The organism is Lactococcus sp. (genome assembly GCF_036648155.1).
Classification (GTDB): domain Bacteria; phylum Bacillota; class Bacilli; order Lactobacillales; family Streptococcaceae; genus Lactococcus; species Lactococcus cremoris.
Genome location: NZ_JAVXIY010000001.1, coordinates 283955 through 297491, shown reverse-complemented (window position 1 = coordinate 297491; position 13537 = coordinate 283955). Strand labels below are relative to the sequence as shown.

Below are 13537 nucleotides of genomic sequence, written 5' to 3'. Positions count from 1 at the left end.
TTAATTCTATTTTAAGAGGCCTTATTATAAAAGGTTTTTTTAGCGGTGGAAGCCAACTTTCCTTGAATTTTTTGTTATAATGGAATGATGTAATTTTGGGAGGATTTATATGGCAGCTTCAAGTACAAACAATCTGAAACTCGCTGAAAAAGGAGTTTGGGTTTCTATTCTCGCTTATATTGTTTTGTCTATCGGACAAATTGCTTTTGCGACAATTGTTCACTCTAGCGCTCTTCAAGCCAATGGTTTTAATAATGTGACTGATATTATGGGAAATATCGCAATCTTAATTGGACTTCGAATTGCTCGAATTCCAGCAGACAGTGACCATGTCTACGGTCACTGGAAAATTGAATCTATTGCGAGTTTAATTTCTAGTTTTATCATGTTCTTCGTTGGTTTTGAGGTCTTACGTGAAACCGTGATGACTCTACTATCCGGAAAAGAAGAAACCATTGATCCACTAGGAGCGCTTGTTGGTTTATTTTCAGCCTTTGTCATGCTCGGAGTTTATCTTTATAATCGTGATTTGGCTAAAAAAACGAACTCTCAGGCTCTCTCTGCAGCAAGTAAGGACAATCTTTCTGATGCGGTAACTTCTATTGGAACTGTGGTCGCTATTTTAGCAAGTAGCGTTGGCTGGGAGTGGCTCGATACTGCTATGGCAATCATTATTTGTGGTTTTATTTTAAAAACTGCTTATGATATTTTCCACGAATCGGTTTTTAGTCTTTCTGATGGCTTTGATGAAAATCTTGTTAAGGAATATAGAGAGGCTATCTGTTTAGCTCCAAAAGTTAAAGGCGTTAAACTCGTTCGCGGTCGTTCGTATGGAAGCAACATTTTTCTTGATGTTGTGGTTGAAATGTCTCCTGATTTAAGTGTTTATGAAAGTCATGAAGCGACAGAATCTATTGAAAAAATGTTGATTGATGGTTTTGGGGTCTATGATGTTGATGTTCACGTCGAACCTGCTGCTTTACCTGAGGAAGAACACTATGCTAGCCGCTCACTTGAGCTTTTAGCAAAAGAAGAACAATTTTTGAATCATCAAAATTTGCCAAAATTGACTGATGAAAAGTATCAGGAAATTCTTGCTGATGGAAGAATGATAAATGCCAGTGAAAAATTGAATACTTTCGGACAAATGACTGACGAAAATTCTGTCAGTAAAAATAATGAATCTGGAAATCTGCTATCTAGTCGGTCAGTAATTCCCTTGGCCATAAATCATTATAAAGCTTCGCAAGTTAGTAAAAAAACATTTATTTTAACTTATGACTACTGGCAAAATGAGCAAAATTATATTGTCACAAGCATTTGGCGCCGAAATGACTATTGGTCTTGCATTTATCGGCAAAGCACTTTAAAGACGGAGGAAAATGACTCATGACTCAGTTTCAAGAAAATCAGGAACAAATTATGACCTCTTTGACTGACTTGTTTAACAAAATTGATGCTTATTATAAGCCACAGATGGAAGCTGAATTTTCAAATATTTCATTATCAGAAATCGAAACAATTGAATTTATTGCCAAAACTCCCTATCCTAATGTGACAAAATTAGCTCATCATCTTTATATGACACGCGGTGCTGCCAGTAAAATTGCTAAAAAACTTCTCAAAAAAAATTTGATTGAAAGTTATCAAATTCCTCAAAATAAAAAAGAAATTTATTTTCGATTAACGAAAGAGGGGCAGCAAATCAATGACCGTCACGAAAGTCTTCACCAAAAATTTTCCCAAAATGACCAAGTGATCTTTGACGAATTAACTGATGAAGCCGTCAGTAATATTTTAGAATTCCTTGATAAATACAATAATCACCTTGATTCTTCTATCCGAAAAAATATTGAAAAATAAGTCTGTCAGTAAATTAATTTTTACTGACGGTTTTTTTATTCGCTTTTTTGTTGACAAAGAAACAATAATGCGATATACTATTTTTGTTTCCAAGGAAACTCGAATAGAAAAGTGAAGTCTTTAGTCTGACAGAGTTCACTTTAGCAGCTGAAAACCTGCGCAAAAAACTTCCTAAGAAATCAAATAATCATCACAATTCAGCTCGTTCGCCTTGAAGTGACTGAAATTAGATAAAATTGCGAAACTACTCCTTGAGTAGAATCCCTCATTTTTCAATCTAGTTTGTCCATTCTCACTAAGTTACTAATGTAACTCATCGAATGGAAAATTTCATCAATTCAATTTAGTCAAGCAGAATCTGACATCAAAACTGTCAAATTCTTGTTGCCCTTGACCCTTTCCCCCACTTGCTAAAGCAATCGAAAAAGAAAAAAGGTGCAAAGACCCTAGAACGAACTCACATCTTAATGGAGGTTCTTACTATGAACATCAATAAACACGCCCTCACTTTTGGGCTTATCACAACTTTTCTGACAGGACTTGGTTTTACAATCATTTCCCCTGTTGTCCCATTTATGGTCGCTCCTTTTGCAAATGCTCATGACCAAGCATTCATCGTCTCTGCACTAATGGCCATTTATGCACTCTGTACTTTCTTTGCCGCCCCCGCACTTGGCTCTTTATCAGACCGCTTTGGTCGCAAACCAATCTTACTAATTTCTTTAGCTGGTTCTGCCTTGGGGTATCTGGTCTTTGGTTTAGCTGGCAGTCTTTGGATGCTCTTTATCGGACGAATCATCGATGGCTTAACCGGTGGAAATATCGTGACACTTTTCGCTTATTTCGCCGATATTACTGATGAAGAAAATCGAACAAAAGTATTCGGATGGACAGCTGCTGCTGTTGGTGTTGGAACAATTTCTGGCCCAACTGTTGGTGGACTCCTAGCCCATTTTGGAAATTCAGTCCCCTTCTACTTTGGAGCAATCATCTCCCTTGCAAATCTTCTTTATGGTGCTTTTGTCATGGATGAAAGCCTTCCTGAAAATAATCGCACAAAAAATTTTTCCCTTAAGCAGCTTAATCCATTCACCCAACTTTTTCAGCTCTTACGCATGAAAAATCTCAATCGTCTCCTCTTTGCCGGTATCTTACTTTGGTTGCCAAATGGTGCGCTCCAAGCTATTATCAGTCAGTTTTCACTTGATAGTTTTGCTTGGACACCTGTATTAATTGGTCTTGCCATTTCAATCATGGGTTTGATGGATATTTTAACTCAAATTTTCATCATGCCCAGACTTCTAAAATTAGCTAATGAAGATAAACTTATCCGTCTAGCAATAGTCTGCGAAATAATTGCTTACTTACTTTTCGCTCTTTCTGCCTTTTCTAAAATGTGGCCCCTCTTCATTCTGGCAATGTTTATCTTTGCTTTTGGAGATAGTATTTTCGGAACTGCCTTCAATGGCAAACTTTCAAAATCAGCGACTTCTTCTGAACAAGGTAAACTTCAAGGCGGAAGTCAAGCTCTTCAAGCACTTACACGCGTTATCGGTCCTTTAATTGGTGGACAAATTTACATTAGTCTCGGACATTCTGCTCCCGCCCTTATGGGATTTATCTTCCTTATTCTCGCTTTGATTGTTCTATCGAAAGCGAAGTCAAACGAATAATTTATAAATAAAAAAACCACCTCTAAAAGGTGATTTTTATTTATAAATTACAATTTTTCAGCAATATCAGTGATTGCTTGATCAACTGCTGCTTTTTGGCTATCAATCAAAGCAACACGTGCTGTAATTTGTTTAATTGCCATTTCAATTGAACGTTTCAAGCCTTGGTTTTCTAATTTTGGTTCAAAGAAAGCTTTATATTCCGCTAATTTATCAGCAGTTTTGAAAGTATTCCCTGGATAGATGACAAATTTGTCATAACTCATATCACCACCCAATTTTTCTTCAAGGAAAGCCCAATTTGCTTTTTCCCAAGCCCATGCCGCATCTTGTGAAAAATCATTTCGTAAGAGGTAGAACCAAGAGAAAGCAATATCTTGTGGTTTAACAATATCGGCATTTTTGAAGCTTTCAAGTAATTCAGCAATAACTTTTTCATCTTTAATCAAAGCAACTGCTCCTTCAAGTTCACGTTTGAATTCTTGGAGGCTTGTTTTGATATAAGTTTCACGATAAGTTTTAACCAATTCGGCCGAGTTAGTTATTTTGATTTCATTGTTCAAAACAATTGGACGAATATCAGCTGGAATACTTGCTAAATTTTCTTTATGTGCTGCAAAAATTTGGCTAGCTTTTGTTTTGGCATCTGCATTTTCAGAATACAAAGTTTTACTCAACACGATTCCACGAAGGCTCTCATCCCCAGCAGATTCACCGGCAACTTTATCCCAGCCCAAACGAGCATAATTTTTAGCAAAAAGTTTTCCTACCAAGCTTTGGAAGGCTTTTTCAGTTTCTGAATCTTCATCAACAAAAAGTTCCAACTCACTAATGAGTTGACTCAAACCAGTATTAACAAGGTAAGATTCTTCATTAGTGAATGATGGCAAGATATTTACAACGTCAGCATAAGAAATCACCCCTGCTTTAGCCAACAATTTACGGTCTTGCAAGATTTGGAATTTTGTCACATTCTCCAAAGATTCAACTTCTGAAAGAAGGTCTGTCAGTAAAGCACCCTTATAATCAATGATGTAATGAGCCATATTTGCATCATTCAAAAAGAGAGCTTTACCTTTGTTTTTAGCTTTCAAAGCAGCAAACCCTGGAATTTCAACTTTTTCAGAAGAAAGCAAGTCTGGTAGCCCTGTCCAATTGGTATTCAATGGAACATTCCACAAACGTCCTTTGTCAACACCTTCACCAACAAAGAATTGTTTTTGGCTCAAAATCAAAGTATCATCAACGACTTCTGCTGTAACGACAGGGTAACCCGGTTGATTAACCCATGAGTGCATGAAGGCTGCCACATCTTTTCCAGAAACTTCAGCCAAGGCATCCCAAAGATTGTCTCCAACTGTATTTCCATATTGATGGCGTTTGAAATAAAGGGCTAAGCCAGCAGCAAAGTCTTCATCTCCAAGCCATTTACGAAGCATAACCATTAAGCGTGAACCTTTAGCATAGACGATTGCTGGATCAAAAAGTGTTCCAATTTCATCTGGGTGAGTTACTTCAACGTGGACAGATTGAACTCCGTCCGTTGCATCACGATTCAATGCCATATTGGCTTCTGAAATTGAGAATGATTCCCAAACGTTCCAACTTGGTTCCAAAGCATCCATACAAACATATTCCATGTTGTTAGCGAATGATTCGTTGAGCCACAAATCATCCCACCATTGCATGGTTACAAGGTCACCGAACCACTGGTGAGCCAATTCATGGGCAATAACTGTTGCCACATATTGTTTACTTTGAATGGTTGCATTTTCAGGGTCAACCAACATGCAAACTTCACGATAAGTGATACATCCCCAGTTTTCCATTGCTCCTGCTGAGAAGTCGGGCAAGGCAATATGCCAGCTGTGTGGAAGTGGATAGGGTGTTTGATAATAATCTTCGTAAAATTCGATTGAACGAATAGCAATATCAAGTGGGAAATCAAGTGCTGCCTGACTATGAGCTTTCGTTGCAAAGGCACCTACTTCAACACCAGATTTTGTTTTGCCTTTTTTATATTGAAGTTCACCGAATACAAAAGCCAAAAGGTAAGAACTCATTTTAACAGTACGTTCAAAAACGTGAATTCCATTAATATTCAAGAGTTCTGGCATATTTGAAACAATGATGTCGCCTTCTTCTTCATCAAATTTTACTGACAAATCGAAAGTTGCTTTCGCTTCTGGTTCATCAATAGATGGGAAAGCTTGGCGAGCAAAATGGCTTTCAAACTGTGTGCCAATTAGCATTTTCTTTTCACCATTGACTTCATAATATGAAGGATAGATTCCCATCATGTTGTCAGTCAATTCGGCTTCATATTCAAATGAAACAGTCACGCGCCCTGTTTCACCAATTTTAACAACAATTTCTTCATCTTCTTCATTTTCAATGAAGTTTGTATCAACACTAAAAGCGCGAACTTTGTTGAAGTGTAATCCTTTGGCATGAAAGGCAACAACAGTATCTTTTGCTTCCCCAGTAATTGCCACTTGACCTTTTATTTTCTTAGTTTTACGGTCAATATCAAGGAAAATTTTATAATTTTCCGGAACAAAAGTTTCAATTAAACGTTTTACAGCCATATCTTCTCCTAAATATTCAGTATTAATATAATTATATCAAATTGAATAGAAAATTTCGAGTACAAAGAAAAATTACATCTTTTCTTTCACTTATTAAAAAAACTGTCTACTGACAGCTTTTACTGAGGATATTCACTCTTATCAATATCCTCAATTTTTTGTCATTAATTATTTAGTTGCTTCTAAGGCTTTTTCGTAATTAGGCTCATCCGAAAGCTCCGCTAATATTTCACTATAGACGATTTGCCCCCCTTTTACAACAAAAACACTACGAGCAAGACGACCTTTGAGTGGTCCATCATTTAAAACAAGACCATAAGCTTGTCCAAAAGTTCCATCATCAGCAAGAATTGTCATGTCAACTCCCTCGGCTGCACACCAATTTTTTTGCTCATCTGCTGTATTATTTGAAATACTCAAAAAGTCAATTTCTGAATGCTTTGCTGCTTCAAGATTAAAATGTTTGGTTTGAAGTGAACAAACTCTAGTATTGATGTCTGGGAACACGCTAATCAAAACAGGCTTTTCAAGTTTTGATAATTTAATTTTATTTCCTTTTAAATCTGTCAGTTCAAAATCAGGTGCATCACCACTTGTTGTCGGATTTATTGTTGCTATTTTTTCACCATGAGATGTGATATTCATTGTCATTAATGCTCCTTTATTAATAGTTATATTTTCATTCTATCACAGAATATCCTCTCATCTGGCTCTTATTGCTCATCTTTCGCTGTCAGGTAGGGACTTTCTAAAGGACTTGGAAGTATTAGCTTATTGTCTTCTGATTTCACAAATTGATAATTAATTTTCTTGATTTTAAGTGTTTGTTTTATGATAGGCTCCTCCTTTGAATAAATAAAGTATATCAGGAAAAACTTTAGAATAACTTAGCTTATTCTAAAGCAAAACTTAATAAAAAAATTACTGACAGTAATTTTTAGCGCTTTATTAATGCTAAAAAAGCTGTCAGTAATTATTATTTTAAAATCATAAAATTATGATTGACAGTCGCTTGAATCACAGGATGATTTTTCAAATAAGCCGCAATCAATTCTGTCATGTCCACTGTTATTTCTCTGACAATCTTGTCAGCAGAAAACATTGGATAATTTCCACCACCGACTGCTCGATACTGATTGACTACAATTTCTAAAAACTCCTCACTGGCAACTGGACGTCCCTCAAAACTTAAGTTCACAATTCGCTGACCAATCTTTTTCTTCAAATCAATAGTATAATCAATGCCTTCATACATATCATAATTATAATACTCAGGTTTAGGTTCAACAAAGCGAGGACTAAAAATAATTTCTCCCTCATCATTAATTTCAAGATGTTCAGCCGTTCGTTCTAAGGCAGCTTTTAAATCTGCTCCTGTCACTCTTAAAACAGCTAAAGTATTGGGGTAAATATAATTTGTCAAAATTGAGCGCATAGTAATCTGTTCATCAAAACCTTTGGCTTCATTGTTAAAAAGGGCTGTCCCCGAAATTTTGGCAGCTGTTGCTTCCATTTGTATTTTATTTATCAGTTCAATATAAGGGTGCTCACTAATCCGCGCGGCCATTGGATCCAGAATTTTCATATTCCCCAATACTTTTCCCATTGGCTGGTCTAACCATTCTTCTGTTTCCTTACTGATATCAGAAATAAGTTCAACCACCTCTGTCGAAACTTTCGACTTGGCTGTTCTATGAATTTTGGCTTTTGAATGGGTAATTTTTTTTTGCTTATCTAATTCTAGCTCAATTTCCCCAACAAAAGCCCCTCGAAATCCGGGCTGAATCACGGGAACTCCTAAAACATGTTGAGCAATTTCCCGATGCTGATGTCCCGTGACTAGAGCGTCAATCAATTCTCCATATTCAACTAATAATTGGTAGGCTTCATTTTCTCCTGTTAAGCTTTCCGTAGGAATTCCTGTCACTAAATCTCGTTCAAAGCCCCCATGATAAGCTACAAGAAGCACATCAACGCGCTGACGTAAGTCGGGTAAAATTTCTTTGGCAGCTTCAACAATTGATTGAAAAGTTAAATCTTTAATTGTAGCTGGCTGTTCCCAATGAGGAATATGCTGAGTCAAGAAACCAACAATTCCAATTTTTACGCCTTGTTTTTCAATGATTTGATAAGTTGGTCCAAAAGCTGGTTGTCCTTTTTTATCCAAAACATTGGCTGCTAAAATAGGATAATTGACTTGCTTGACATACGTTTCTAAATACTCCAGCCCATAATTAAACTCATGATTCCCTAGTAAGCCAACGTCATAGCCAAAAGAATTTGTGACATTGACTAAATCTTTGACGCCATCTTTTGCTTTTTTTGCCAGATAGTAAGCCAGAGCAGACCCTTGCAAGATGTCGCCATTTTCAATTTTTATGACGATTTCTCCTTTTTGTTCAGAAGAGCTTGTCAGTTCGTCCATTTTAGTTCGAGCTTTAGCAATCGAAAAAGGTAAATCCATGTCTTTTTCTGTAAAATTTGTGGGAAGAACAAAGCCATGCAAGTCACTTGTTTCAAGAATTCTTATCTTCATCATCCTTTATCCTTTCGCTAATTTTTTTCTAATTCTTGATGAAATGAGTTCAACAAAAATGATTAATACTAAAAGTCCGAGTAAAATTGCTCCAACAGACGACCATTTATAGCCAGACATTGCAAAACTCAATGGCGCACCAATCCCTCCAGCACCGACCAAGCCCAAAATGGCAGCATCACGAAGATTCATATCTAAACGATAAAGCAGGATGGAGTAAAGATCTGGTAAAAGTTGTGGCAAAACCCCAAAGCGAATTTTTTGAAAAGTCGTGGCACCAGCTGCATCCATCGCTTCAATGACCCCCATATCCAAATCCTCAATGGCCTCAATAAATAACTTTGCAATCATCCCAATGGACTCAAAACCAAGCGCCATCACACCAGCTGACGAACCTAAACCAACAACTGGAATAAACAAAAGGGCATAGATAAATGAAGGAATCGTCCGAATAGCCATTAAAACAAAACGAATCAAATAAGCCAGCCAGTTAGGAACCAGATTTGTTGCCGCCAGAAAAGATAGTGGAACAGCGATAATCGCACCGACCAAAGTTCCAAGAATCCCAATAGCAAAAGTTTGCAGCAAGAGATAAGCCAAACCTGTTTCAGTGAAATTGAAAATTAAACTACTATCTGGATGAAAAATTCCTGTGAAAATATTTTTAGCAATTAAAGCACCATGTTCTGACACCCCGTGATAATGAACAACCGAGGTCGACCAAATTGAAATAGCTAACAAAATGATAAAAATCAAAAGATAATAAAACCATTTTTTAGGACGTCGATTGTATTCTTCAATAATTTGTGAATTCATTTTTCCTCTCATTTCATTCCTAGGCAATCTTCTTGCGAATGAGTGCACTGACAGAGTCTATAATCATGACCGTAACCAAAATTGAAACCAAAATCATGCCGACACTGGCAAAATCTCGAAAATTTACACGGTCATTTAAGATATTTCCAATCCCGCCTGCACCAACATAACCTAAAATCGCTGCATAACGAACATTTCCTTCAAAAGCATAAAGGGCAGTTGAAAGATAAGTAGGTAAAACTTGAGGAAAAACAGCAATAAAGAAGGCTTTTAAGGGACTCACTCCCAAGGCCTCTGCCGCTTCAAATGGTCCCATATCAACCGTTTCAATGACTTCAAATAATTGTTTTCCGATAAAAGAAAAAGTAAAAATAAAAATCGCAACGACCCCAGCAAAAGTCCCAAGTCCAAAAATATAAGTCGCAATTAAAGCTAAAACTAGCGTCGGCAAAGTTCTTGCAAGCATAAAAATAAAGCGAATGATTCCATTTACTAACCGATTTTTAACGATGTTATTGGCTGCTAAAATTGCAAAAGGGACCGCTAATAAAGCTCCCAATAAGGAAGCAAAAAAGCTCATTTTAATCGTATCAAGCAAAGGAGGAAGTACCTTATCAAAGTAAGACCAGTTTGGTGGAAGCATACTTGCTAATTTTTGTAAAAAGAGTCCACTTCGACTAAGCGCACTAAAGTCAAAATTTGTAAGAAGTACAGATAAACCGATAATTATAATAATAATTATCCAGTAAATCCAAGTACGACTGACTTTTTCTTCAACCACTTCACCCGTGAGGAGTTCTATTTTTTTGGGCTTAAATATTTTATCGTACATTTAAGCCTCTTTTCTATAGACTTCATCTAAGATTTCTTTGGTTACTTCTTGCGAAGGCCCGTCATAGACAATCTTTCCTTTTTTGACGGCGATAATTCGTGAGGCATATTCTAAGGCGAGTTCAACATGGTGAATATTTAGTAAAATCGTTTTATTGAGCTCTTCGTTAATTCTTTTAAAATCATCCATTACTTCTTTAGCCGTCACTGGGTCAAGGGCTGAAACAGGCTCGTCAGCCAGTAAAATTTCACTTTCTTGTGTCAGTGCACGCGCAAGTGAAACCCTTTGTTGTTGACCACCAGAAAGTTGATCAGCCCGGATATATGCCTTGTCTAAAATTCCTACTTTATTCAGAGAATCTAAAGCAACAAGTTTATCTTCTTTTGAAAATAAGCCAAAAATCACTTTAAATAAGTTCATGTCTGGGACACGAGCAAACATAACATTTTTTAAAACAGTAACTCTAGGCACTAAATTATAGGATTGAAAAATCATTCCGACGTGGCGTCGAAATTTTCTTAAGTCTTTGCCTTTTAGTTTTGAGACATCCGTATCATTCACAAAGAGACGACCGGAAGTCACATCATTTAAACCATTAACACAGCGAATAAGGGTGGATTTCCCCGCTCCTGATGTCCCAATAATGGCTACAAATTCTCCTTGGTCAATTTGTAAGTTAACATCTGTCAAACCTTTTGTGCCATTTGGGTAAACTTTTGACACATTTTCAAATTTAATCATCACTTCTCCATTCTATATGAAGCTTCTATTTTATTTATTATTGCTTCATTTTCACAAAAAGAGTCTGGAACTCAACGAGTAACCCAGACCCTTTTAAAATGATTTTATTTGTTCATTAGTTGGCTTTACTCATTTCATTTGCCACTTTAATGGCTGTTTTATAGTCATCTTTTGTTGAATCAACATAGCCATCATGTGAATAAATCGCAATAACTTTCTTGCCTTCGGCAGTTTTGGACATATCTTTAATCGCTGTTGAGAGCGCCTTTTTGAACTCTGGTGTCATAATTTTAGATTTTTCTGAAACCATAATTCCGTCATTAGCGATAGCAGGGGTTACTCCAATCACATTTGTATCATCCCAAATGCTTCCTTTTGCACCAAAAGTTGTGGTCCATTTTGTTGCTTCATCTAAACGAGCATCGGCATATTCAGGCATGACATCAATTTGTCCTGATGCAAGTTGAGCCATCGCTGAATCGTAAGAATCCATCGTTACTGTATTTTTCAAATCACGAATTGAATGTTTAAAATTATCTGTCAACCATTGTGAAGGATACATATATCCCGCAGCAGATGAAGTCGATTCAAGCCCCCATTTTGCTTCATTCAAATCTTTCCATGTCAAAGTTCCATCGTTGGCTTCTTTAGCTAATTTTTTACCCATTGGAGAATTACCAGCAATGATTAATGAGCGATATGAAGTCACTTCTTTATCAGTCTTTGTTGTTGGTTTGTGTTCATTCCAATATTTTGCTGAGGTTGAGGCATCATTTGAAAGTCCTTTACGTGTTGCCATCAAAAGTGGAGTTGAACCATCTTGATACATCGCATAGGTTGTGGCTGACATTCCATATCCGACATCAACTGAACCCGCATCAAGTCCTTCACCAACCGCTTGATAGTTTGTTCCAACGCTTGTATCAATTTTTTTAACGGTATAGCCTTGTTTTTTCAACTCAGACTTCAAAATATTAGCGATTGGTTTAGTCGCTGTGGTGATATCATCTGGATTTTTTGAGGGAATAAATGAAATCTTCAAATCCGAAATGGTTTTACTATCTGATTTTGAAGCAGAACTGCTATTTCCACAAGCCGCAAGTAGTGATAGGGCAATTACCGCGCCTGCTGTAAGTCCAATGACTTTCTTTGATGTATTTTTCATTTTAAAAATGAATCTCCTTAAGGTTTTTCTCAATCGGTTGATGAATTGTGTTCTTCACAAAATAATTCTAACCCATTTTAATTTATCTGACAATGACCTTTTTGTAAATATTCTGTTAACAGTTCCCATTGTACGTAAATACCGAACTTTATCGCATTCATTTAGATGAATAATCTTTAAATTACATTATTTTTTTATAATATACATCATTTCACTCAAACAACGTTTGCATTTTCAGCTTTTTTCTCTTCAAGTTATTTCATTGATAACGCTGACAAATTTTCTGCTATAATAAAGTTATGAAAAATTTAACTTTTACGGTCACTCTGTCTGATTTTGGTTTAGAAATTCATCTTCCATCAGAGGCCCGTTTGCTTCTCTTGGAACAAAACAATGCGCGTTTTGATTTAAATAATGATGAACTTTTCTTTTTATTAAAAAAAGGACAGATTAAAATGATAGCTAATGACTTAGAATTAATTCCTAAGTTAGAATTTGATAAGGTTGTGATTCTAAATGTAAAAGCTTATGAATTAGATGCAAATTATCTGACTCAGTATTTGGTCAATTTGGCTGAGGAAGCTGGAATTAATTTGCGTGATAAGGCAGAACCACTTAAAATTCCTAATAATATCGAAAAAGCTTGTGCAACTTATGCAGATGAATTTTTAAGTGCACTCGGCGCTTTTGGAATTAAATTAGAAAAGAAAAAAGCCTTCTCTCCCAAAGCGCAACATCGTTGGAAAAAAGGACTTTCAGAAATTGAATTTTTTGTTAAACGACCAGACAGTCAAGCCACGATTATTTGGCGAAAATCTAACGAATTGGTCATTAAAGCGGGGGCAAAAATCGCTGAAATCGGAGGAATGAAATCAGATGGTACACCTGGTTTAGCTTATCGTTTCACACAAACGCTTAGAGAAGAGCAAAAAGAAAACTGGGACCCTAAAACTTTCATAACCACTGCTGATATTGTCTTGAAATCAGTCAATGAAGTCGGACATTTTCTCTATTTTGCTGGAACGAATAGCTGGCTACAATTAGTCGACAAAGAGGGACGCAGCATTCACGAATTATCTGTAGTACAGTAATTTTTATTGACTTAAGATTTAAGAAATTCTTCCGATAATTGGAAGGTTTTTTTAATTCAATTTTTTCTTGTAAATTTATTTTTTATAGAGTTATAATATTCAAAAAGGAGGCGGTTACATGGCTAAAAAAGGCTAAAGAGTTCGTTGGCTATGAAGCTCAACTTCAAAAAATATATTTGAGCGAATTACTGACGAAGAAAGGTGAAATAATTGATTATATCCTTTGTTATCC

The 13537-nt window shown here is 36.3% G+C and carries 11 protein-coding genes; 4 read left to right on the top strand and 7 right to left on the bottom strand.

Going from position 1 to position 13537, the window contains the following annotated elements:
- The first annotated feature begins 109 nt into the window (after positions 1 to 109).
- From RSC39_RS01540 to RSC39_RS01530, 3 genes are all read left to right on the top strand, one after another.
- Entirely contained in the window at positions 110 to 1393 is a 1284-nt protein-coding gene (locus tag RSC39_RS01540; protein ID WP_332534578.1) for a cation diffusion facilitator family transporter, read from the top strand.
- Complete coding sequence (locus RSC39_RS01535; RefSeq protein ID WP_332534576.1) at positions 1390 to 1863, top strand: MarR family transcriptional regulator; 474 nt, start codon at positions 1390 to 1392, stop codon at positions 1861 to 1863. The genes RSC39_RS01540 and RSC39_RS01535 overlap by 4 nt, the downstream gene beginning before the upstream one ends.
- Before the next feature lie 482 nt (positions 1864 to 2345).
- Positions 2346 to 3536, top strand: coding sequence for an MFS transporter (locus RSC39_RS01530; protein WP_332534574.1), 1191 nt, complete (start codon positions 2346 to 2348; stop codon positions 3534 to 3536).
- Between the two features lie 47 nt (positions 3537 to 3583).
- Here the strand turns inward: RSC39_RS01530 and RSC39_RS01525 are convergent, their stop codons facing one another.
- The 7 genes from RSC39_RS01525 to RSC39_RS01495 all read right to left on the bottom strand — a co-directional run bounded on the left by RSC39_RS01525 (position 3584) and on the right by RSC39_RS01495 (position 12214).
- On the bottom strand, positions 3584 to 6124 hold the full coding sequence (locus tag RSC39_RS01525; RefSeq protein WP_332534572.1) for a M1 family metallopeptidase: 2541 nt from the start codon (positions 6122 to 6124) through the stop codon (positions 3584 to 3586).
- 168 nt (positions 6125 to 6292) lie between these two features.
- Positions 6293 to 6775, bottom strand: coding sequence for a peroxiredoxin (locus tag RSC39_RS01520; RefSeq protein WP_096816128.1), 483 nt, complete (start codon positions 6773 to 6775; stop codon positions 6293 to 6295).
- A gap of 325 nt (positions 6776 to 7100) precedes the next feature.
- On the bottom strand, positions 7101 to 8660 hold the full coding sequence (locus RSC39_RS01515; RefSeq protein ID WP_332534671.1) for a bifunctional metallophosphatase/5'-nucleotidase: 1560 nt from the start codon (positions 8658 to 8660) through the stop codon (positions 7101 to 7103).
- A 6-nt stretch (positions 8661 to 8666) separates the two neighbouring features.
- A complete protein-coding gene (gene phnE, locus RSC39_RS01510) occupies positions 8667 to 9476 on the bottom strand; it encodes a phosphonate ABC transporter, permease protein PhnE (protein WP_011675354.1) in 810 nt (269 codons plus the stop codon).
- 19 nt (positions 9477 to 9495) lie between these two features.
- Positions 9496 to 10308 carry a phosphonate ABC transporter, permease protein PhnE gene (gene phnE, locus RSC39_RS01505; RefSeq protein WP_011834378.1) on the bottom strand — a complete coding sequence of 271 codons (813 nt, stop codon included), beginning with the start codon at positions 10306 to 10308 and terminating at the stop codon, positions 9496 to 9498.
- Positions 10309 to 11049, bottom strand: a complete 741-nt coding sequence (phnC, locus tag RSC39_RS01500; protein ID WP_011834377.1) for a phosphonate ABC transporter ATP-binding protein — start codon at positions 11047 to 11049, stop codon at positions 10309 to 10311. It abuts the gene before it with no gap.
- Positions 11050 to 11164: 115 nt separating this feature from the next.
- Entirely contained in the window at positions 11165 to 12214 is a 1050-nt protein-coding gene (locus RSC39_RS01495) for a phosphate/phosphite/phosphonate ABC transporter substrate-binding protein (protein WP_014571988.1), read from the bottom strand.
- Positions 12215 to 12513: 299 nt separating this feature from the next.
- Here RSC39_RS01495 and RSC39_RS01490 point away from each other — a divergent pair, with 299 nt between their 5' ends.
- Positions 12514 to 13305, top strand: a complete 792-nt coding sequence (locus tag RSC39_RS01490; RefSeq protein WP_332534568.1) for a hypothetical protein — start codon at positions 12514 to 12516, stop codon at positions 13303 to 13305.
- The last annotated feature ends 232 nt before the right edge of the window (positions 13306 to 13537 follow it).